Source organism: Prevotella sp. MA2016 (assembly GCF_000619825.1).
In the GTDB taxonomy this organism is placed as follows: domain Bacteria; phylum Bacteroidota; class Bacteroidia; order Bacteroidales; family Bacteroidaceae; genus Prevotella.
In genome coordinates, this window is the sequence record NZ_KK211036.1 from 618,481 (window position 1) to 641,436 (window position 22,956).

Annotated in this window: 18 protein-coding genes; 6 read left to right on the forward strand and 12 right to left on the reverse strand. The window is 49.9% G+C overall.

Features of this window, described 5'->3' with window-relative positions:
• Positions 1 to 57: 57 nt before the first annotated feature.
• From T360_RS0113455 to T360_RS0113490, 8 genes are all read right to left on the reverse strand, one after another.
• On the reverse strand, positions 58 to 1,158 hold the full coding sequence (locus tag T360_RS0113455) for an AAA family ATPase (protein WP_028913244.1): 1,101 nt from the start codon (positions 1,156 to 1,158) through the stop codon (positions 58 to 60).
• A gap of 61 nt (positions 1,159 to 1,219) precedes the next feature.
• The gene (pfkA, locus tag T360_RS0113460) at positions 1,220 to 2,197 is read right to left on the reverse strand and encodes a 6-phosphofructokinase (RefSeq protein ID WP_028904323.1); all 978 of its coding nucleotides are present in this window, start codon (positions 2,195 to 2,197) and stop codon (positions 1,220 to 1,222) included.
• Between the two features lie 20 nt (positions 2,198 to 2,217).
• Positions 2,218 to 3,609, reverse strand: a complete 1,392-nt coding sequence (locus tag T360_RS0113465; RefSeq protein WP_028913245.1) for an SLC13 family permease — start codon at positions 3,607 to 3,609, stop codon at positions 2,218 to 2,220.
• A 13-nt stretch (positions 3,610 to 3,622) separates the two neighbouring features.
• Positions 3,623 to 5,425 carry a transporter substrate-binding domain-containing protein gene (locus tag T360_RS0113470; RefSeq protein ID WP_028913246.1) on the reverse strand — a complete coding sequence of 601 codons (1,803 nt, stop codon included), beginning with the start codon at positions 5,423 to 5,425 and terminating at the stop codon, positions 3,623 to 3,625.
• A gap of 91 nt (positions 5,426 to 5,516) precedes the next feature.
• Positions 5,517 to 6,314, reverse strand: coding sequence for a DnaJ domain-containing protein (locus T360_RS0113475; protein WP_028913247.1), 798 nt, complete (start codon positions 6,312 to 6,314; stop codon positions 5,517 to 5,519).
• A gap of 4 nt (positions 6,315 to 6,318) precedes the next feature.
• Positions 6,319 to 6,888 carry a Maf-like protein gene (locus T360_RS0113480; RefSeq protein WP_036929592.1) on the reverse strand — a complete coding sequence of 190 codons (570 nt, stop codon included), beginning with the start codon at positions 6,886 to 6,888 and terminating at the stop codon, positions 6,319 to 6,321.
• Between the two features lie 32 nt (positions 6,889 to 6,920).
• The gene (locus T360_RS0113485; protein ID WP_028913249.1) at positions 6,921 to 7,439 is read right to left on the reverse strand and encodes an HAD family hydrolase; all 519 of its coding nucleotides are present in this window, start codon (positions 7,437 to 7,439) and stop codon (positions 6,921 to 6,923) included.
• Between the two features lie 13 nt (positions 7,440 to 7,452).
• Positions 7,453 to 7,980 carry a nitroreductase family protein gene (locus tag T360_RS0113490; RefSeq protein WP_028913250.1) on the reverse strand — a complete coding sequence of 176 codons (528 nt, stop codon included), beginning with the start codon at positions 7,978 to 7,980 and terminating at the stop codon, positions 7,453 to 7,455.
• A gap of 136 nt (positions 7,981 to 8,116) precedes the next feature.
• Here T360_RS0113490 and T360_RS0113495 point away from each other — a divergent pair, with 136 nt between their 5' ends.
• Positions 8,117 to 9,097, forward strand: coding sequence for a GNAT family N-acetyltransferase (locus tag T360_RS0113495; RefSeq protein ID WP_028913251.1), 981 nt, complete (start codon positions 8,117 to 8,119; stop codon positions 9,095 to 9,097).
• A 3-nt stretch (positions 9,098 to 9,100) separates the two neighbouring features.
• Here T360_RS0113495 and T360_RS0113500 read toward each other — a convergent pair whose 3' ends face one another.
• Together T360_RS0113500 and T360_RS0113505 are read right to left on the reverse strand one after the other, a co-directional pair.
• Entirely contained in the window at positions 9,101 to 9,382 is a 282-nt protein-coding gene (locus T360_RS0113500) for a hypothetical protein (RefSeq protein ID WP_028913252.1), read from the reverse strand.
• 14 nt (positions 9,383 to 9,396) lie between these two features.
• Complete coding sequence (locus T360_RS0113505; protein ID WP_369793528.1) at positions 9,397 to 11,427, reverse strand: bifunctional (p)ppGpp synthetase/guanosine-3',5'-bis(diphosphate) 3'-pyrophosphohydrolase; 2,031 nt, start codon at positions 11,425 to 11,427, stop codon at positions 9,397 to 9,399.
• 150 nt (positions 11,428 to 11,577) lie between these two features.
• Here T360_RS0113505 and T360_RS0113510 point away from each other — a divergent pair, with 150 nt between their 5' ends.
• Positions 11,578 to 13,077: a DUF4301 family protein gene (locus T360_RS0113510; protein WP_028913254.1), complete on the forward strand. Its 1,500-nt coding sequence runs from the start codon at positions 11,578 to 11,580 to the stop codon at positions 13,075 to 13,077.
• Positions 13,078 to 13,583: 506 nt separating this feature from the next.
• Here the strand turns inward: T360_RS0113510 and T360_RS0113515 are convergent.
• Together T360_RS0113515 and T360_RS0113520 are read right to left on the reverse strand one after the other, a co-directional pair.
• Positions 13,584 to 13,910, reverse strand: coding sequence for a hypothetical protein (locus T360_RS0113515; RefSeq protein WP_028913255.1), 327 nt, complete (start codon positions 13,908 to 13,910; stop codon positions 13,584 to 13,586).
• Between the two features lie 35 nt (positions 13,911 to 13,945).
• Positions 13,946 to 14,569 carry a TetR/AcrR family transcriptional regulator gene (locus tag T360_RS0113520; RefSeq protein WP_036929756.1) on the reverse strand — a complete coding sequence of 208 codons (624 nt, stop codon included), beginning with the start codon at positions 14,567 to 14,569 and terminating at the stop codon, positions 13,946 to 13,948.
• A gap of 119 nt (positions 14,570 to 14,688) precedes the next feature.
• Here T360_RS0113520 and T360_RS0113525 point away from each other — a divergent pair, with 119 nt between their 5' ends.
• The 4 genes from T360_RS0113525 to htpG all read left to right on the forward strand — a co-directional run bounded on the left by T360_RS0113525 (position 14,689) and on the right by htpG (position 22,952).
• The gene (locus tag T360_RS0113525; RefSeq protein WP_028913257.1) at positions 14,689 to 16,992 is read left to right on the forward strand and encodes an NADP-dependent malic enzyme; all 2,304 of its coding nucleotides are present in this window, start codon (positions 14,689 to 14,691) and stop codon (positions 16,990 to 16,992) included.
• A 225-nt stretch (positions 16,993 to 17,217) separates the two neighbouring features.
• On the forward strand, positions 17,218 to 18,555 hold the full coding sequence (locus tag T360_RS0113530; RefSeq protein WP_028913258.1) for an NADP-specific glutamate dehydrogenase: 1,338 nt from the start codon (positions 17,218 to 17,220) through the stop codon (positions 18,553 to 18,555).
• Positions 18,556 to 18,965: 410 nt separating this feature from the next.
• Complete coding sequence (rpsA, locus tag T360_RS0113535) at positions 18,966 to 20,744, forward strand: 30S ribosomal protein S1 (RefSeq protein ID WP_028913259.1); 1,779 nt, start codon at positions 18,966 to 18,968, stop codon at positions 20,742 to 20,744.
• 153 nt (positions 20,745 to 20,897) lie between these two features.
• Positions 20,898 to 22,952, forward strand: coding sequence for a molecular chaperone HtpG (gene htpG, locus T360_RS0113540; RefSeq protein ID WP_028913260.1), 2,055 nt, complete (start codon positions 20,898 to 20,900; stop codon positions 22,950 to 22,952).
• Positions 22,953 to 22,956: the final 4 nt, after the last annotated feature.

Sequence of the window (22,956 nt, forward strand, 5' to 3'; positions counted from 1 at the left end):
CGAACTAACGAACTTTTCTGCGACAAATTTCCCAAATAAACGATTTTTCGCGACTTTTTATCGTCTCAAAGCGATGTTATAGTTCAGATATTTCGGATTGCCCGTGACATCCTCCAGCACCTTAACGAAAGGCGGGAAGTTGACGGTTTCCTGCTTACTTACACCCTTGGTTTCCATCATCACCAGATTGCTGACGGGCTGCTGGAAGGTGTCGATCTGGAAGAACTGACCTTTCCAGATAAAGCTCTGACGCTTCTTGCGGATGGTGACACGATAGGGATCGGCCTGCTGCAGCATCTGCTCGTAGAGGTTGTTGTCAACCTGTCGCTCTGTCTCGATGACCTCAGTCTCGGAGAGGCGCTTCTTAGAGCGGTGCACATTCACCACCTTGCCCCCACTCCACTCACGGCGGCGCAGGCGCACCTCGCTACCGGGCTCGGCCACCAGATAGGTCTGTGTGATTTCACTTTCAGAGCACTCTGGAATCTCACCAGTAATCTCCACGCGGAAGATACGCTCATCCTGCACGGGCTGCGGCAGTCCTACCACCTTTGAAATCTCAGCTATCACACGCTTCAACTTATTATTGAAGTCGTCGTGATTGTTGATGACACGCAGATGAGGATGACCAGTCCAAGCCTGTATCACCTTCTTGTCGAGCTCACGAGCGATGCGCAAGCCCTCTTCGTTGGCCTGCTCGTAGCGGGTAGCATTGGTGGCAGTGGTGTAATACTGCTCAGCGCCATCGGCAGCGCTCACCAGATGGAGCACAGCATCATAACTCTCGCGGAGCTCATTGCTGTTGGTGCCCGCCATGCGTGTGATCTCTTCCCACTCTTCGGGTTTGATATAGGCTGATATATCCATCGCACCACGATCGCACACCACCAGAACGGGGTCTTCGCAGACCTCGGCCAGGCGCATGAACTGATTTTCGAGCGCCAACTGCGTCTCCAGGATGGCACGCTCACCCTGATAATACAGGTCGCGATTGGGCGTCAGGTAGTTCCAGCCAGCGGTGCTATAGATAGTAGGCACCTCGGGCACATTAAACACCTTGTAGCCAAACCCAGAGAAATACTCTGTAATCTTTACCAACGCGGTAGTCTTACCAGCACATGGTCCTCCCGTTAATACAATCTTTTTTATATCTGGCATTTAATGTTTAATCTTTTAATCGTTTCTTTAGTACGCTTGGCATCGCCAAGAATGTTTAATATCAAATGCTGAGTTCATCGAGCACTTTTATCAATCGCTTGTCAAAACGCTTATCGGTACGGATGCACTCGCTGAAGGGCACGTAAACCACCTCATTGTTGCGGATACCTACCATCACGTTGCGCTGACCCTGCTTGATGGCCTCGATGGCGCCCACACCAGTGGTAGCAGCCAGGATTCGGTCACGAGCAGAAGGGGTTCCACCACGCTGCAGATGGCCTAAGATTGACACACGTACATCAAACTCGGGGAACTCTTTCTTCACACGGTCGGCATAGTAGAGAGCGCCACACTTAGGACTCTCTGACACGATGACGATACACGACTTCTTTGACTTGCGGATACCACGACTCATAAACTGTGCCAGCTGGTCGACATCGGTACTCTCCTCAGGCACGATAGCTGCCTCGGCACCACAGGCGATAGCTGAGTTCTGAGCCAGGAAACCGGCATCGCGCCCCATCACCTCAACAAAGAAAATACGCTCATGCGAGTTGGCCGTATCGCGGATACGATCCACACACTCCATGATGGTATTCATGGTGGTGTCGTAGCCAATGGTAGAGTCGGTACCATACAAGTCGTTGTCGATAGTACCAGGCAGACCGATAACAGGAAAATCGAACTCCATACCGAAGTTGCGCGCACCTGTCAGCGAGCCATTACCACCAATCACAACCAGTGCATCTATCTCTTCCTTCACACAGGTCTCATAAGCCTTCTGCATACCCTCTGGAGTTGGGAACTCCTTAGAGCGGGCTGTCTTCAGGATGGTTCCGCCTCGCGTCACGATACCACTTACATTTTCGGTGGTAAACTCCTGAACCTCATCATGAATCAGTCCCTCGTAACCACGATATATACCTTTAATCTTAAAACCGTTGTAGATACCGGCACGTGTCACGGCACGTATAGCGGCATTCATTCCTGGTGCATCGCCTCCCGACGTCAGGATACCAATTGTCTTAATCTTTGTCATATTACTACTATATTGTTTAGTTATACATAATTCAGTTCAAGCCACAGCACAGCCAATCCCACCAGCATACCAGCCATCACCTTCAGTGTAAGGTTTTTGACATACCACCCCAGTCGCATGTGCTCCATACGCATCAGCGCCAAGCCACTTACAGAACCCACGCTGAGCAGACAGCCACCAACAGCCGTGCAGTAAGAGATGATTTTCCAATAAGCACCATTGATGACGAAATTCTCTGCATAACTTCCCTTCATGGCAGCATCAGCTATCGGATAAAGCGAGATATCGCTCATAGCAATCGTAAACGAATCAACCAAACCGCTCAGCAAGCCTGATACGATACCCAGCACCCATACACTGCCGATGGTGGTATCAATCCACTCGGCCACATCGCTGAACACGCCCGTCTCTGTGACTACACCCATTGCCAGCATGATGCCCATGACGAAGAGTATCTGCTGCAACGGACCGAACTGAACAGAGCGCGGTGTGAAGCGCTGCATCATCTGGTCAGCATTGATCAGCTTGCGGTTCATCACCTCATTCACCACCCACAGGATGCTGAGCACGCACAGCGCGCCGAGGAATGGCGACAGCTTGGTGATGGTGTGGAAAGTAGGGATAAACCACAAACCGCCGATACCCACGAAGAGCATCACCACACGCTGCCAAGGAAGCAGATTGGTGTCATCGCCGCGGAACGGTATGGGCGCCCACTGCGTGTCGAGACGCTCTGGCAGTTCGCGATTAATCAGTATGGTGGGCACAATCCAAGCCAGAATGGCTGGCAGCGCCATATACGAAGTGTATTTGGTGGCGGTGATGGCCTCGTCGCCCCACAGCACCAAGGTGGTGGGATCGCCAATCACCGTGAGACAACCACCACAGTTGGCAGCCAGCACAATGGCTGCGCCTATCAGCATGCGCTGACGGCGATTCTGCACGATGGCACGCATGATAACCAGCATCATCGTGGCAGTAGTGAGGTTGTCGAGATTAGCCGAAAGGATAAAAGTGGCCAGTGTGATGGTCCAGAGCAGGCGCTTGGAATTGCGCGTGCGAATCCACTTTCTTACGAAATCAAAACAGCCATTCGTGTTCAATATCTCTACAATACTCATCGTGGCCAGCAAGAACATCACGATGCTAGCCGCACGACCTACATAATAAAGAAACACATTATTATATATATAGTATTTCACGGCATCGCTCGATGGCAGACTGCCCTGTAGAAAGTCCCAGTAGTCTTGTGCATGATTCTGCATCACAAAATCGGTGCCATAACAGATATACACCACCCAACCTACTGTGCCGATAAAGATGGCAATAGCCGATTTGTTCACTCCCGTTGTATGGCCAGTGGCTATCACAACGTAACCTAACAGCAATAATATGACGATGATTAGTGTCATTTCTATTTGTCTCCTAACTTAATATTTCTGTTGGCACCCAATACCAGAAAATAGTTCCTTTACCATCTTCTGTGTTATCGCGCGCACCTATTTTTCCGTTACAGCGATCGATAATCGACTTGCACACACTCAGTCCCAGTCCAGGATTCTCCTGACTCTCGTCGTGGGTGTATGCATTTCTATCAGACAGGAGTCCGAAGATATTCTGTTTCAACTTCTCAGGCAGTCCTTCGCCCGTATCTTTCACTTCGGCATACAAACCGCCTTCTTTCAGGAAATAGGTGAGCGTAATCTTGCCTTCTGACGTGTGCTGCAGCGCATTGTCCAACAGATGCATGGTGACAACGCGCATCAACTTCTTGTCAACAAGAGCTCGCAGACCATCGATAGGCTCTACCACCTCCAGCTCTACGCCTTCGCGCAACTGGGCACGAATCTCTGAGGCATACAGCCCCATTTCATTGTCGACATCCACCACTTCGCGCTTAAAGGTCTGACCATCGTCTTCAACCTCACTTAATGACAACAGCTCGTTGACCAGATGCAACAAGTCGAGACCGTTCTTATTGATCAGCTGCAACAGGTTGTCGCGATCTTCGCGCGGCATAGCCCCGTCTTCCATCGACATCAGCAGATCTGAGAATCCGATAATCGCATTGAGCGGTGTGCGGAGCGAATGACTCATATTGCTGAAGAAGATCTCCTTGAGTTCTTCACTCTTGCGGGCAGCCTCCTCATTGGCCTTGGCCTTCTCCTCGTTGGCTTTGGCTATCTCTTCATTATGCTTAGCGCGCTCCTCGCTGGCCTTAGCTATCTCCTCATTATGCTTGGCACGCTCCTCGCTGGCCTTGGCTATCTCTTCGTTATGCTTAGCGCGCTCCTCGCTGATACGCGCCTCTTCGGCACTCTTCTGGGCTATCTCTTCGCTCTGGCGTGCTTTCTCCTCACTCTCACGGGCTAATGCCAAAGCCGTCTTCAGCTTGCCATTATAGCGCCGCTGCATCCATATCACGCCCAGCAGGATAGCAAAGACTAAGGCTGCTGTAGCAATCCATACCCACTTGGGGATGATAACACCATTGAAACTTGAGGCCACATTGGCATATACTTCGTCCATCACGCCCTCATCTTCCATCGCGTCGAGCTCCTTGTTGATGGCGTTAATCAGCTTCTCATCATGACTGACGTAGCAATACTCTCGCGGGGTAAGCGTGAGATCCTCGCCCACCAGATTAGTAAACTTATGCATGGCTATCAGCGATTTGGCCTGATAGCGATAACAGATAAGTGCATCGTACTTACCAGCCGAAAGATCTCTGAAAGCTTTGGTGAGATCCTCCACCAGCACAATCTTGGCGCCAGCTCTCTGCAGCGTGTCAATCACGGGGCGACTGTACATCAGCGCAATCTTCATGCCCTTCACGTCGCGCAGACCATAATTGCGCTTCTCGTCCTTGCGGGTGACAATCTGGTGATACAGGCGGAAGACGGCACGCGAATAATTAGTAACATCCTTGCGATAAGGAGAATACACCATCATGCCCAAGTCGACCTTACCACTCAGCACGTCGCCAGCAATGGCCGTCCAGTTGTTAGGGGCAAACTTCACGGGGATGCCCAAACGCTCCATCAGCAACTTGGTGAACTCTACGTCCACACCACTGGGATTGCCTTTTTCATCGACATATTCCAACGGCGGATAATCCTTGTCAATACCAAACACCAAGGGCTTTGTAGTAGAATAGTTTAATCCATTAGCATTTACCGCGATGGTAAACGTTAATAGCAGTAGTATGTTATTCAGTCTCAACTTCATACGCTCAAATCATCAAGCTAATTGCTTGATAGGGCACAAAATTAGAAAAAAAAACAGAAACATCCAAACTTTTTCCTGAAAAAATGTAGGATTATAGTCCGCGCGCCTTCCAAATGCGCTCTTTGGCGGCATTTATCTCTTGGAATTTCTTCTCGGCAGCCTTGCGCACATCCTCGCCCAGAGCGGCCACCTTGTCGGGATGATGCTGCAGCGCCTGGGTACGATAGGCCTTCTTCACCTCATCGTCGCTGGCATCTGGACTAACACCCAGCACCTTATAAGCATCCTCCAGGGTGTCACCCTCCAGATGCAGCATCGAGTCGATCTCGCTGGCGTGCAGCCCCATCCACTGGGCACACTCTTTCAGCGCCATAATCTCGCTCTGCGGCACACTGCCATCAGCCTTAGCCACCATCACCAGATAGTTGAGCAACTGCAGGCGCTGCGAGTAGTCCATCTGGCGGTTTATCTGTGCGCAGCAGTCGCGCACCGTCTGCTTGAACTGCTGCCAACCTTGTCTTTTCTGTTCTTCAAACAAGCGGTTCAGAATCTCGTTACCCTGTTGTACGGCGTTAGCGCCGAAGTTCTGTCGCAGCATCTGGCGCACCAGCTCCATTTCGCTGTGCATCGCCTTACCATCAGCCTTGATGATATAACTCGACAGCACGAGCAGTGCAAACAGAAAGCTGTTTCTGTCGCCTTGCATGCGTCGCTGCTGATATGCCTGATTCTGATACGCTGTATTCTGCCATGTGCCGGAGTTTTCGGGTGTGTTCACCCCATCCAGCATACTATCAAAAAGCGAACCCAACAGATAGCCAGCCAGAGCGCCAAGCGGTCCTCCAGCCATCCATCCCACGAATCCACCAATCCATTTTCCTGTTGCCATAAACTTACATCTTTTGCAGTTCGGTGTAGATGCGCTGCACGGGGAGCCCCATCACATTGTAGTAGCTGCCGTGCAGACCTGTAACGCCGATATAGCCTATCCACTCCTGAATGCCGTAGGCACCCGCCTTGTCGAACGGACGATACTGCGTGACATAATGCTGAATCTCCTCGTCTGTCAGTTCTTTGAAGGTGACATCAGTGGTCACAGAGAAAGAGCGCTGCTGAGTGGCTGTGAGCAGCGACACACCTGTGGTGACCTGATGCGTGCGACCGCTGATTTCGCGCAGCATACGTACTGCATCAGCCTCGTCCTTAGGTTTTCCCAGGATATCATCACCCACAATCACCACCGTATCGGCAGTAATGATCAACTCGTCGGGCTGCAGCGTGGGCTTATAGGCCGCAGCTTTCTTTTCTGCAATATACTGTGCTACTTCGGAGGCAGGCAGCGATGCGGGATATGATTCATCGATATCCTTGATGATACGCACCTCGAAATCAAGTCCCAGCCCCGCCAGCAGTTCCTTTCGTCGCGGCGAATTACTCGCCAAGACATATTTGTATTTGTCCATTTTAAATTTTATTCTTCAATTCTAAATCAAAGTTACCATCCGAAGGCTTTCGCATTCATCACCCACTTACCCTGAGCGCGCAGCACCTGTTCGATGACGTCGCGACCACAGCCATAGCCACCATCGCGATCCGACACATACACACTCACCTCGCGAATCTCGGGGCATGCATCCTTGGGGCATACAGGGCAACCCACCCTGCGCATAATCTCCAAATCTGGGATATCATCACCCATATACATCACCTCTTCGTCGGTATAGCCATAAATAGCCAGAAACTCATCATAGGTGGCTATCTTCACAGCGCAACCCAGATAGATATCCTCGACGCCAAGCCCCTCGTAGCGCACACGCAGGCTGTCAACCTTTGCGCCAGAAAGGATGGCAATACGCAATCCCAGTTTCATGGCCAACTGAATGGCATAACCATCCTTGATATTCACCGTGCGCAGTGGTGTGCCGTCGGCACTCAGATTGATGGTCTCAGCACTCAGCACGCCATCAATATCAAAGATGATGGCCTTGATCTTATTTAAATCGTAATTTATCATTAAACTTCAATTCCTAAAACTTATTCAAGTGTACGTTTTCCCACTTCAGTTTCTCTTCGTCTTGGGGCTTGCGCTCATCGGTCCAATGACCCAATGCCAGGATGCAAAGACAGTTGAAGTTGTCGGGTATGCCCAACACACCACGAATCACCTCGTCGGCAGCTGTACCATCCGACAGACCACGTCCACGCATCTGAATCCAGCACGAACCCAGACCCAGCTCCTCAGCCTGATACTGCATAGAGATGGTTGCGATAGAACCATCCTCCACCCAGCAGTCGTTCTGCATAGGATCGCCCAGCACGGCAATAGCCACAGGGGCATCTTTCAGGAACTGCGAACCCATATTCTTGGCATCAGCCAGCTTCTCCAGATCCATTTTATCATCTACCACCACAAACTGCCAGGCACGCTGGCTCTTGGATGTGGGCGACATCAGCGCTGCACGCAGAATCAGCTTCAGGTGCTCGGGATCTATCTCTTGGTCGGAGAACTTACGATGGCTACGGCGCAGTTGCGCCAAATCTTTAAAACTTGTCATACGCTTGCTAATTTTTTGTGCAAAGATAGTGATAATTTGGCACGAATCACACGAATTAACGCGAAAAAAAGTCTTTTAAACTAAAAAATTCGTGAAATTAGTGCCATTCGTGCTTAAAAATGTCTATCTTTGCATTATGAACCAACTGATCACCACCATATACACCAAATCTCGGAGCTTGCCGGAATTGCTACAGGGCAGCTACTTTCACAGTCGCGAACTGATGGAAGCATGCGAGTCCACGCCCCGACAGCGGCCCTATATGGTGGTGGTTTACGATGCATATGGCCACGAAGTGTGCCACATGCTCGGCATCGTGAGATTTCGCCCCTTCTGGCTGCCTCCTTTCCTGCTGATACACTGCCGCATTCTGGGCGAAGGCACCTACTGCCAGAAAAGCGAATATAAGCAAGACTATCTGTTTGGACTGATGCTGAGCGCACTTACTCAGAAGCTGAACAAGCGCGTGCTCTATATCGAGGTGAGCAACCTGAGCAATAAGATGCTGGGCTATAAGGTGCTGCGCGAAAACAATTACTATCCTGTCAACTGGATGTCGATACACAACTCGCTGCATCGGCGCGCACCTGAAGAGCGCATCACTCCGAAACTGCAGAAGCGTATCGACCATTCGCACCAGAAAGGTCTGCAGACCACCATCGTCAGCAGCGAAAAGGATTTCGCCGCCTTCTCAAAACTTCTGCGCAAGCACCATATCTTCAAGCCTAAGCGCTTTATTCCTGACGATATATTTTTCAGAAAACTGATGGAGAGCCACAACGGCAATCTGTTTGTGACTAAGTATCATGATAAAGTGATAGCATGTGCCGTTTGCGTGTATAGCGAGGGTGATGCATACCTGTGGTATTCTGCATTCAGGCGCAAGACTTACCACATGCTGCACCCCGACACTATCGTTGTTTGGGATGTGATGAAATATGCCTACGACAACGGCTATCAGCACATGCGATTCATGGACGTAGGCCTACCCTTCCACAGAAATCCCTACCGCGAGTTTATCCTGCGCTTCGGTGGAAAAGAACAGAGCACCTATCGGTGGTTCCGCTTCTCCATACGTTGGATAAACCGTCTGCTCACGTGGATTTACCGCGAGTAGCGTTTAGCCTTCGCCGCCATCGCCACCGCCAGTCATAATCTCCTCGGCAGCTTCGTCAGTGGCATTCATATCCACCTCACTATCCTTCGGAATATCAGGCACTTCCATAGGTGCAACCTCATCCACCAAACCCGAATTGGCTATCGAGTCGATAGCAGCCGAATCAGTCACCAGGGGCTGATACTTCACATCTTCTATCACAATGTCATCACGCGAACGACCACGACCGCGACAGGCTGCAAACAACACTGCAACCAAAAGCACAAGCAATAACTGTTTATTCATATTTTCTCTTAAAATCATATTCTCTCTACCTGCTTCACACCTTTCACCGTGCGCAGCTTCTTAATCAGCGCCTCCAGGCGCGAAGTGTCTTCAAGCATCACCACCAGATTGCCACTGAACAATCCGTCATGACTGTCAATATTTATGCTGCGCAATACCAGCTTCTCATCCTTCGAAATAATACTTGTAAGATTATTTACAATACCTATATCATCATTCCCAATTACACGCAGCGATATGCTGTACTGCGAAGAGCCTTTACCACTCCACTTGGCGCGCACAATGCGATAGCCGAAACGGCGGCGTAACTCGGGGGCGTTAGGACAGTCGCAACGATGAATCTTGATACCGCCACTCACGGTAACAAAACCAAACACCTCGTCGCCATAGATGGGCGAGCAGCATTTTGCCAACTGATAATCCAGACCCTTCAGGTTGCGGTCTATCACCAGCACATCATCGTTCACAGGCTGATTCAGTCCGGCTATCTTCGACTCGTCGAGCTCAAACTCGGCAGCCGAACGAGCTTGATTATCTCCTGTAACTACAGCTTCTTTATCCCTGAGTTCCAAGAACTTATCAAGCACATCATTAGTATCAAGAACACCGTCGGCGATAGCCTTATAGAAGTCGCTCACTTCTTTGTAACCCATCTTGCGGATCACATTGAACATGATACTATCGTCCTGTTCAATCTTACGATTTCTGAACTTACGCTCCAGCATCTCCTTGGCAAAGAGACCATCCTTCACCTGTGTCTCCTTCAGCGCCAAACGAATCTTTGATTTGGCACGCGAGGTCTTCACAATGTTCAACCACTCCTGTCGGGGTTTCTGATTGGCCGACGTCAGTATTTCTACCTGGTCGCCACTTTTCAGTTCGTAGCGTATAGGCACCACCTTACCATTGATGCGTCCGCCTGTACACTGATTGCCCAATTTTGAATGAATATGATATGCAAAATCCAGGACAGTAGCGCCAACAGGGAACTTCCATAAATCGCCAGCAGGTGTAAAAACAAATACTTCATCCTCGTAGAGCTCCATCTTAAACTGATCCATCGCATCCAGTCCGTCGGCATGCTCCAGCATCGTACGTATATTCGTCAGCCACTCATCGAGCCCCGTCTCGCCCTTCACGCCTTTATAGCGCCAGTGGGCAGCCACGCCTCGTTCGGCCACCTCGTCCATACGTTCTGTGCGTATCTGCACCTCCACCCACTTCTGTTCTGGTCCCAGCACGGTGATATGCAAACTCTCGTAGCCGTTCGACTTAGGCACCGACAACCAGTCGCGCAGTCGTTTGGGGTTAGGCTGATACATATCTGTGATGATAGAATAAGCCTGCCAGCACTGCATCTTCTCCTGCTCCAGCGGGCAGTCGATAATGATGCGGATGGCAAACAAGTCATACACACCCTCGAAGGGGCACTTCTGTTTCTTCATCTTCTGCCAGATGGAATGGATGCTCTTGGTGCGCCCCTTGATATGGCAGCGTATGCCAGCAGCCATCATCTTCTGTTCCACAGGCTTGATAAACCTATCTATATATGCATCGCGCGCCGACTTGGTGGCGCTCAGTTTTTCGCGGATATGGTAATAAGCATCGTGCTCCAGATACTTCAGCGAAAGGTCCTCCAGCTCGCTCTTCAACTTATAAAGTCCCAGCTTATGTGCCAGCGGCGCATAGAGATAAGCCGCCTCTTGCGACACCTCCTGCTTAGCCTCCAGATTGTCAGTATCGCGAATCTGTCGCATCAGGTTCACACGGTCGGCAATCATGATCAGTATCACGCGCATATCCTCGGCAAACGACAGCAGCAGATTTCGGAAATTCTCACTCTCCACAGCCGGATTCTTGTCATAGAGATGCTCGATACGACTCAGTCCGTGCAGTATGCGCGACACCGAGGCACCATATTTCGCCTCCACCTCATCGAGCTGGATATGCCCTGCCTCTATCTCCGGTATCAGCTGCACAGCAGTCAGTGCATCCCCTTTCAACCCTATCTCCTCTGTCAGGATCTCGGCCGTCTGAGATGCCATTCTCTTTCGTTCTTCGTATGTAAATGCGAATTTTTCCGCCATAAATTCAGTTTTTTTGGCGCAAAGATACATTTTTCTTTTGATTATTTCGCTTTTTTCGAAGAAAATGCTTAATTTTGCCGTAGATTATTGACTAAAAATACCATTATTATGTTAGGAGAGAAAGATTTAAAGCAAATTGCTCAGAAAGGCATCACCAAGGAGCAGATTGAGAATCAACTAAACGAGTTTAAGACAGGTTTCCCATTCTTGAAGTTGGAAGCTGCTGCAGGCATCGGCCGTGGTATCATCGCCCCCGACGCTGCAGAGCGTCAGAAGCTAGTGGCTGCCTGGAACGACTATAAGGCTGCCGGCAAGCGCGTGGTAAAATTTGTGCCCGCCAGTGGTGCAGCCAGTCGCATGTTCAAGAATATGTTTGCGTTTGTTGACGCCGACTACGATGTTCCTACTACCGATTTTGAGAAGAAATACTTTGACAACATCGAAAGCTTTGCTTTCTTCGATGCACTCGATGCCGTTTGCCAGAAGAACGAGGGCAAGGGTATCAAGGCACTGATGGCCGAGGGAAAATATAAGGCTGTGGCTGCCAACATGCTGAAGGCCGAGGGTTTGAACTACGGTCAGCTGCCCAAGGGATTGCTGCTATTCCACAAATATGCAGAAGGTGCACGCACCCCAATGGAGGAGCATCTGGTTGAGGGCGCGCTCTATGCCGCATCCAACGGCGAGGCCCATGTACACTTCACCGTGAGCCACGAGCACATGGAGCTGTTTAAGGCCAAGGTAGCCGAGAAGGCCGACTTCTTTGCACAGAAATACGGTATCAAGTACGACATCAGTTTCTCTGAGCAGAAACCATCTACCGACACTGTTGCCGCCAACCCCGACAACACCCCATTCCGCAATGAGGATGGTAGTCTGCTGTTCCGTCCAGGCGGTCATGGTGCTCTGATTGAAAATCTGAACGAGATCGAGGCCGATGTTATCTTTATTAAAAATATTGACAACGTAGTACCCGACCGTTTGAAACCAGAGACCGTAGAATGGAAGCAGGTGCTGGCAGGCGTACTGGTTACGCTGCAGCAGCAGGCCTTCGAATATCTGAAGGTGCTCGACACTGGCGCCACCCCCGCACAGCTTGATGAGATTGCCGCATTCGTAGCCAACAATCTATGCACCGATGCCAAAAACAATAAGGTGGATGCCGACTATCTGCGCCGCAAACTCAACCGCCCCATGCGCGTGTGTGGTGTAGTTAAGAACGTGGGCGAACCTGGCGGAGGCCCATTCCTCACCTATAATCAGGATGGCACCGTGAGCTTGCAGATTCTGGAGAGCAGCCAAATCGACACCAACAACGAGGCTTATATGAAGATGTTCACTCAGGGCACCCACTTCAATCCAGTAGATCTGGTTTGCGCCGTGAAGGACTATCAGGGCCGACCATTCAACCTGCCCGACTTTGTGGATAAGACCACCGGTTTCATCTCTTCTAAGTCGAAGGCTGGCAAGGAGCTTAAGGCGCTGGAGCTGCCAGGCTTGTGGAATGGTGCTATGAGCAACTGGAGCACCGTGTTTGTAGAGGTTCCTCTGGGCACCTTCAATCCCGTTAAAACCGTGAACGACCTGCTGCGTGAACAGCATCAGTAATCGTCTCCACGATACAACAATCTGCAAATCCCCGCCTCTATTATGATGGTGGGGATTTGTTGTTTCAGGAAAAAGGCAATTTGTCATGATTGTCATTGTCATGATTGTCATTGTCATGATTGTCATTAAGGGTTTTGAAGTTGGGAGGTGCAAATAGTACTATAGAATAAATATATTATATATAATATATTTATTCTATTACCAAATTGTGAGAGTAAACTGCTTAATGACAATTGACAATCGTGACAATCATGACAATCTCTTTATTTTTTCAAAAAAAAGTTGGGAAAACATTCGTGAACCGCAATCAAACTTTCGTACCTTTGCATCGTCAAAATAAAAGAATAAGCATAGCAACATTAAGGCCGGAAATTGCGAAGATTAAATCTAGAAATTGCGCGCATTAATAATAACAATCGCTTCGCCTAATAGACTCGCTAACCCACTCTAACAAAGCGGCATGAAAGATGTTGAAGAATTGAAGACTGCGATTTAGCAAGCACAGACTAATGCATCTTGTTGTAGTGCCTGATTTTCTCCAGCATATCATCACACCACGACTGGGAGCCAGGCTTCTGATAACGGGCATTGCCTGTTGCCAACGGCGAAAAAACAGTTACACACTCTGGGGTGAGCTTAACAACGCCACGCTTCGAGAGTGAAAACATCGAGTCACCTTCTACGGCATGTATCACTACCATCGGATCCCACATCTTCTGACCTGTGTCACAATCATAGTTAAGATAAACCTGCTTGATAGGATGAATATCTGTCCAGTTGATGTCGCTGATTACCGACTCTGGCCTGTATTCAATCTCGTTGCCCACCTCCATGGGTGAGAACGTTTCATTTCCATAAATATAGCTGCTTAATCAAACAGCATCTCGTCGATGGCTTTGATACCCTTGTCGGTGCACAGGCCGCGGAGGCTGACGAAGACGAGATTGCGGAAAATCTCTTCAATAGAGAACTGGCGGTAGAGCTCCTTCTCCATCACATACTCGCCCATGGCATCAAATTGCAGCACAGCCATCTCGTAATTAAGGTCGCTACGGAAATAGCCCTCCTCTACGCCACGCTGGATAAAAGCCAGACTGTGATCGCGCATCAGCTCATTCTGCTCATCAAGAAACTGCTTCACCTGGGGATATCTCACCATCTCGGTAAAAAAGAGAGGATTGGTTTTCTTGAAGTCGGCCACCTTCATGTGATACACCTCAAGCAGTACCTCCATCACATTGGTGCAATGGCTCACAGCCTGCTCCATTCTATCCATGCGCTGCTTGAAATGCTTAACTGCCACCACAAACAGCAAATCCTCTTTCTTATCATATAGTTCGTAGATAGTTCGCTTAGAGATACCCATCTCCTGCGCCACATCATCCATCCTCACAGCGAGGATGCCTCGCTGGGTAAAAAGTTGCATGGCCACATCGGGTATTCGCTCCTTCAAATTCAATTTGTAGTCTGTAATGTCTTTAAAATCTTGCATAATCATCCATTTTGACTGCAAAGTTACAAAAAAAACTAAAAACCCAAATGTTTTTCAATAGTTTTTTGTATTTTTGCGGGCGTATTTCAGAATAATAACATTATTAATAATACACTTTTATGGTAAAGATATCAAAAGAAGCCGCACTCGAATATCATGAGAGCGGAAGACCAGGCAAAATCGAAGTAAAGCCTACTAAGGCTTATCGTACGCAAACAGACCTAAGCCTTGCTTACTCGCCAGGCGTGGCCTACCCATGTTTGGAAATTCAGGAAAAACCCGACGATGCATATAAATACACCGATAAGGGTAATCTGGTGGCAGTAATCTCTAACGGTACAGCTGTGCTGGGACTGGGCGACATTGGTGCGCTGAGCGGCAAGCCCGTGATGGAGGGTAAAGGTCTGCTGTTTAAAATCTATGGCGGTATCGACGTGTTTGATATCGAGGTAGCAGAGAAAGACCCTGAGAAATTCTGTGAGGCCGTAGAGCGCATTGCTCCTACCTTCGGTGGTATCAACCTGGAGGATATCAAAGCGCCTGAGTGCTTCTACATCGAAGACCGACTGAAGAAGACACTGGACATCCCCGTGATGCACGACGACCAGCACGGCACAGCCATCATCTCGGCTGCCGGACTGAAGAACGCCATGGAGGTGATTGGCAAGGATATCAAGAAGGTGAAGATTGTGGTGAACGGTGCTGGTGCCGCTGCCATCAGCTGCACAAAGCTGTATATGGCCATCGGCGCACAGAAGGAAAATATCGTGATGCTGGACTCAAAGGGTGTGATCTCAACCGAGCGCACCGACTTGAACGAGCAGAAGAAATTCTTTGCCACCAGTCGCACCGACATACACACACTGGCCGAGGCTGTAAAGGACGCCGACGTGTTTGTGGGCCTCTCGAAGGGCAACGTACTGTCGCAGGATATGGTAAAATCAATGGCCAAGGATCCCGTAATCTTTGCACTGGCCAACCCTGTGCCTGAGATTTCGTATGAGGACGCTATGGCAGCTCGCCCAGACGTACTGATGTCAACAGGTCGCACCGACTATCCTAACCAGATCAACAACGTGATTGGTTTCCCATACATCTTCCGCGGTGCGCTCGACGTGCATGCCAAGGCCATCAACGAGGAAATGAAGCTGGCTGCCGTTCACGCTATTGCCGACCTGGCTAAGCAGCCTGTACCCGACGTAGTGAACGATGTGTATAAGGTGAACAACCTGACCTTCGGACGCAACTACTTCATCCCGAAGCCTGTTGACCCACGCCTTATCACCGAGGTTTCTTCGGCTGTAGCCAAGGCTGCCATCGAGAGCGGTGTGGCTCGCAAGAATATCGAAGACTGGGATGAATACAAGCGTTCACTCTCTGTGCTGCTGGGACAGGAGACCAAGCTCACACAGAAGCTCTACGCTACAGCTGCTGCTCACCCACAGCGCGTAGTGTTTGCAGAGGCCGTACACCCCACCATGCTGAAGGCTGCCGTACAGGCTAAGGCCGAGGGCATCTGCTACCCCATCCTGCTGGGTAACGACGAGGTGATCACCAAGATGGCTGCATCGCTGGATCTGAACCTGGACGGTATTGAGATTGTGAACCTGCGCCACCCATCTGAGCAGGAGCGCCGCGAGCGTTATGCACGCATCCTGACTGAGAAGCGCCAGCGCGACGGCTACACCTTCCAGGAGGCTAACGACAAGATGTTTGAGCGCAACTACTTCGGTATGATGATGGTAGAGACCGGCGAGGCCGACGCCTTTATCACCGGCTTGTACACAAAGTACTCAAACACCATCAAGGTTGTAAACGAGGTGATTGGTATCCGACCAGAGTTCAAGCACTTCGGCACCATGCATATCATCAACTCGCCAAAGGGCACTTATTACATTGCCGACACCATGGTGAATGAGAACCCCGACCGCGAGGCGCTGCTCGACATCTCGAAGCTGATTGCTACAGCAGTACGCTTCTTCAACGAGAAACCTGTGATAGCCATGATTTCTCACTCTAACTTCGGCTCAAGCACCAGCGACGGCGCGCTGAAGGTGAAAGATACTGTGGCCAAGATGCACGAGCTGTATCCCGACCTGCCTATCGACGGCGAGATGCTGCTGAGCTTTGCACTGGACAATGAGCTGAGAGACCAGGAGTACCCCTTCACTCGACTGAAAGGCGAGAAGGTGAACACACTGGTATTCCCCAACCTCACATCGGCACGCTCTTCTTACAAGATGCTGCAGATGCTGGGAAGCGACGCAGAAATCATCGGCCCAATCCAGATGGGACTGAACAAACCTATCCACTTTATCGACTTCGGCGCCAGCGTGCGAGATGTCGTAAATATCGTGGCTGTAGCTACAATTGATGCGTATGTGGACAAAATTAAAAACAAATTGTCAGCAATAAGCAAATAATAGCTTACACATTATTATATTTATATAGCCTCTTTTTTGTGTTCGAGCACAAGAAAGAGGCTCTTTTTTGTCTTTTTGCCTTGACATATATCAATAATCTTTCAAAATGACAGCATTTTCAATAAAAAAGTGATAAAAAGTTTGTTATTTCGCTGAATTTGGTGTAATTTTGCAAACAGAAATAAGTAATCAAATCACAAACAAACAACAAAAAGAATTAGAATTATGAATGCAGCAAAAGTTGTAGAAGATCTGAAGCAGAGATTTCCCAATGAGCCTGAGTACATTCAGGCAGTAAGTCAGGTACTCCCCACCATCGAGGAAGAGTACAACAAGCACCCCGAGTTCGAGAAGGCAAACCTCATCGAGCGTCTGTGTATCCCCGATCGTGTATGCGAGTTCCGTATCACATGGGTTGACGACCAGGGTAAGGTTCAGACCAACATGGGTTATCGCATCCAGCATAACAATGCCATTGGTCCTTACAAAGGCGGTCTGCGTTATCACAAGAGCGTGAACCTGGGTATTCTGAAGTTCCTGGCTTTCGAGCAGACTTTCAAGAACTCACTCACAACCCTGCCTATGGGTGGTGCTAAGGGAGGTTCAGACTTCTCTCCACGTGGCAAGAGCGACGCTGAGGTTATGCGTTTCTGCCAGGCATTCATGAACGAGCTTTATCGCGTAATCGGTCCTGATGAGGATGTACCTGCTGGTGACATCGGTGTAGGTGGCCGCGAGGTTGGCTATCTGTTCGGACAGTACAAGAAGCTCACACACCAGTTCCAGGGTGTACTCACCGGTAAGGGTCTCTCATTCGGCGGTTCACTCATCCGTCCTGAGGCTACTGGTTATGGTACCGTTTACTTCCTGACCTCAATGCTGGCTACACGCGGCATCGAGCTGAAGGGCAAGAAGGTGCTGATTTCTGGTTCAGGTAACGTGGCTCAGTATGCTGCTGAGAAGTGCCTGCAGCTGGGTGCTATCCCCATGACACTCTCTGACTCTGACGGTTACATCTACGATCCAGACGGAATCGACTTCGACAAGCTGGCTTATGTTAAGGAGCTGAAGAACGTTGAGCGCGGACGTATCAAGGAGTACGCTGAGGAGTATCCTAACGCAGTATATCACGCTGGTGAGCGTCCTTGGCACGAGAAGGCCGACATCGCTCTGCCTTGCGCTACACAGAACGAGATCAACGGTGAGCAGGCTCAGGCCCTCGTAGATAATGGTGTTATCGCTGTAGCTGAGGGTGCTAACATGCCTTCACTCCCCGAGGCCATCAAGATCTTCCAGGACAACAAGCTGCTGTATGCTCCTGGTAAGGCTTCTAACGCTGGTGGTGTATCAGTATCAGGATTGGAGATGAGCCAGAACTCTGAGCGTCTGAGCTGGACTGCTAAGGAGGTTGACGACTATCTGAAGCGCATCATGAACGATATTCATGAGAACTGCGTGAAGTATGGTACACAGCCTGACGGTTACATCAACTACGTGAAGGGTGCTAACGTAGCCGGCTTCATGAAGGTGGCTAGCGCCATGATGGCTCAGGGCATCGTGTAAGCTCGACGAAGTCAAGGTTCACAATGCCATTGATGAAATCAGGGCATCGTGTAAGCTCGACGAAATCATGTGGAATTTGTTTAAATTTCAGATACATAATCGCCATTAACTTGTATAGTTAGTAAAAGTAAAGTATAAAAGGTTAAAACTGGAATGGGAGGGGCTAACTCGTGAGAGTTGGCTCTTCTTTTTGTTAATAATTCATAAATAATAACCAACTCTTAAGTCTAAACACTTAACTCTTAACTAAATTTAGTACCTTTGCACCCGATTTTCTCCCCCGTAGGGGGAATAGGGGTCAAGAACAGGCGCTAGCCCCTATGAATATTAACCCTTTAAAAATGGTCTGGTAAACGTCTGTCCAGATCCCCGCCCCGACACACAAACGAGGGGCACAAATTTAATTTATTATGTCAGAATTAACAAAGAACGTTAAGCCACTCGACGATTTCAATTGGGACGAGTTCGAGAACGGAACAGTTGCTAACATCAGCAAGGAAGAGCTCGACAAGGCTTACGACGAAACCCTGAACAAGGTTGCCGACCATCAGGTAGTAGAGGGCACAGTAATCTCTATTGACAAGAAGGAAGTAGTTGTCAACATCGGCTACAAGAGCGACGGTATCATCCCCGCTTCTGAGTTCCGCTACAACCCTGAGCTGAAGATTGGTGACAAGGTTGAGGTTTATGTAGAGAGCGCTGAGGACAAGAAAGGTCAGCTGATCCTCTCTCACAAGAAGGCCCGTCTGAGCCAGTCATGGGAGAAGGTTAACGAGGCTCTCGAGGCTGATGCCATCATCCAGGGTTACATCAAGTGCCGCACTAAGGGCGGTATGATCGTTGACGTATTCGGTATCGAGGCATTCCTCCCCGGATCACAGATTGACGTTCACCCAATACGCGACTACGACCAGTTCGTAGGCAAGACTATGGAGTTCAAGGTTGTTAAGATCAACCAGGAGTTCCGCAATGTAGTTGTATCTCACAAGGCTCTCATCGAGGCTGAGCTCGAGGCACAGAAGAAGGAGATTATCGGTAAGCTCGAAAAGGGTCAGATCCTTGAGGGTACCGTTAAGAACATCACTTCTTACGGTGTATTCGTTGACCTCGGTGGTGTTGACGGACTCATCCACATCACAGACCTCTCTTGGGGCCGCGTAGATGATCCTCACAAGGTAGTTGAGCTCGACCAGAAGATCAACGTTGTTATCCTCGACTTCGACGATGAGAAGCGTCGTATCGCTCTCGGTCTGAAGCAGCTCACTCCACATCCTTGGGATGCTCTGGATGCTGACCTCAAGGTGGGCGACCACGTTAAGGGTAAGGTAGTTGTTATTGCCGACTACGGTGCATTCGTTGAGATCCAGCCTGGTGTAGAGGGTCTGATCCACGTTTCAGAGATGTCATGGAGCCAGCACCTGCGCTCAGCTCAGGAGTTCCTGAAGGTAGGCGACGATGTAGAGGCTGTTATCCTGACTCTGGACCGCGACGAGCGCAAGATGTCTCTCGGTATCAAGCAGCTCCGCGAGGATCCATGGGAGGCTATCGAGACCAAGTATCCTGTTGGCAGCAAGCACACTGCAAAGGTTCGCAACTTCACCAACTTCGGTGTATTTGTTGAGCTCGAGGAGGGTGTTGACGGTCTGATTCACATCAGCGACCTGAGCTGGACCAAGAAGGTTAAGCATCCTTCAGAGTTCACACAGGTAGGTGAGCAGATTGAGGTTGTAGTTCTGGATATCGATAAGGAGAACCGTCGTCTCAGCCTCGGTCACAAGCAGCTCGAGGACAATCCTTGGGATGTATTCGAGGGTAAGTACGCTGTAGGTACTATCCACGAGGGTAAGATCAGCGAGATGCTCGAGAAGGGCGCCGTTGTAGCTCTCGAGGAGAACGTAGAGGGCTTCGCTACTCCTAAGCACCTCGTTAAGGAGGATGGCTCACAGGCTCAGGCTGGTGAGACTCTCCAGTTCAAGGTTATCGAGTTCAACAAGGACAGCAAGCGCATCATCCTCTCTCACAGCCGCACCTTCGAGGATCCCGCTCGCGAGGAGAAGAAGGCCGCTGCTAAGAAGAGCAGTCGCAAGAACGATACTCCAAAGATCGAGAACATCGCCGCTAGCACAACTCTCGGTGATATCGACGCTCTGGCAGAGTTGAAGGCTAAGATGGAGAAGGGCGAGAAGTAATTCAACCCCCTACCCTATAAACCCCAAGCCCCTTAGGAAAAACCTAAGGGGCTTTTTTGTTTTTAGGCACGCTTGAAAACACTTGGCACGCTATTTGCATAAGGAAGTGATGATAATAAGAACAAAAGGACAATAAATATTAATCATACAATTATGCAGAAAGGTAACATCGGGGTTACAACCGAGAATATTTTCCCCGTCATCAAAAAGTTTCTCTATTCAGATCACGAGATATTCCTCCGCGAAATGGTGTCGAACGCCGTTGACGCTACACAGAAGTTGAAGACTCTGGCTGCTCAGGGCGAATACAAGCAGGAGCTGGGCGACCTGACAGTACGTGTGAACCTGGATACCGACAAGGGTACCATCACCATCAGCGATCACGGTATCGGCATGACAGAGGAAGAAATAGATAAGTATATCAACCAGATTGCTTTCTCAGGCGTTACCGACTTCCTTGAGAAATACAAGGATAATGCCAACAACATCATCGGACACTTCGGACTGGGTTTCTACTCAAGCTTCATGGTGGCCAAGAAGGTGGAGATTATCACCAAGAGCTGGAAAGAAGGCTCAAAGGCCGTGAAGTGGAGCTGCGATGGCAGCCCTGCCTACGAGATAGACGACGCAGAGCGCGAGCAGCACGGTTCTGACATCATCCTCTACGTGGATGACGACTGCAAGGAGTTCCTCGACAAGTTTAAACTCGAAGGTCTGCTCAACAAGTACTGCAAGTTTATGGCTGTGCCCGTGGCCTTCGGTAAGAAGACTGAGTGGAAGGACGGCAAGCAGGTGGACACCGATGAGGATAACATCATCAACAGCGTGGAGCCCCTGTGGACCAAGACACCAAGCACACTGAAGGACGAGGACTACAAGAGCTTCTACCGCACACTCTACCCCATGAGCGATGAGCCTCTGTTCTGGATTCACCTGAACGTGGACTACCCATTCAACCTCACGGGTATTCTCTACTTCCCAAAAATCAAGTCGAACATCGAGCTGCAGAAGAATAAGATTCAGCTTTACTGCAACCAGGTATTCGTGACCGACCAGGTAGAGGGCATCGTGCCTGAGTTCCTCACCCTGCTGCATGGTGTAATCGATTCGCCAGACATCCCTCTGAACGTATCACGCTCATATCTGCAGAGCGACCGCGAGGTGAAGAAGATTTCTACCTATATCACTAAGAAAGTGGCCGACCGCCTGAAGGCTATCTTCAACGAGAACCGCAAGGAGTATGAGGAGAAATGGGACGACCTGAAGCTCTTCATCAACTACGGAATCCTCTCAGAGGACGGTTTCTACGATCGCGCCAAGGAGTTTGCCCTGTTCAAGGATACTGAGGGTAAGCACTTCACCTTTGATGAGTATAAGACGCTGATTGAGGCCAACCAGAAGGATAAGGACGACCAGTTGGTATATCTCTACGCTACCGACAAGGACGAGCAGTACTCATATATCAAGGGCGCACAGGATAAGGGCTACAGCGTGCTGCTGCTGGACGGACAACTGGACGTGCCCACCATCCAGACACTGGAGCAGAAGTTTGAGAAGAGTCGCTTCACACGTGTGGATAGCGACATCATCGACCGTCTGATTGTGAAGGACAATGCACCAAAGAACAACCTGAGTGAGGACCAGAGTGACAATTTGTCAGCCGTATTCCGCACTCAGCTGCCAAAGCTTGATCATACTGAATTCATGGTACAGGTGGATGCTCTGGGAGCCGAGGCTCGTCCAGTAGTAATCACTCAGAACGAGTATATGCGCCGTATGAAGGAGATGAGCCGATTCCAGCCTGGCATGAGCTTCTATGGACAGATGCCCGACTCATTCAACCTGGTGCTGAACGCTGACCACCCACTGGTGAAGAAGGTGCTCGACGAGAGCAGCGCTGCTACCGAAGAGGCTCTGAAGCCTATCGTGGCCGAGCTGAAGGGACAGGAAGCCCGACTGGCTGCCATCCGTGCTGCTCAGGACAAGAAGAAGTACGACGAGCTGACACAGGAGGATAAGGACCAGAAGGCCGAAGCTGAGAAGGCTGTGCAGGAGCAGAAGGACAAGAAGCAGGCTGTAATTGCCGACTATGCCAAGGGCAACTCGGTGGTTCACCAGCTGATAGACCTGGCTCTGCTGCAGAACGGCATGCTGAAGGGCGAGGCGCTCGACAAATTCCTGAAGCGAAGCGTAGATTTGATTAAATAAAAAT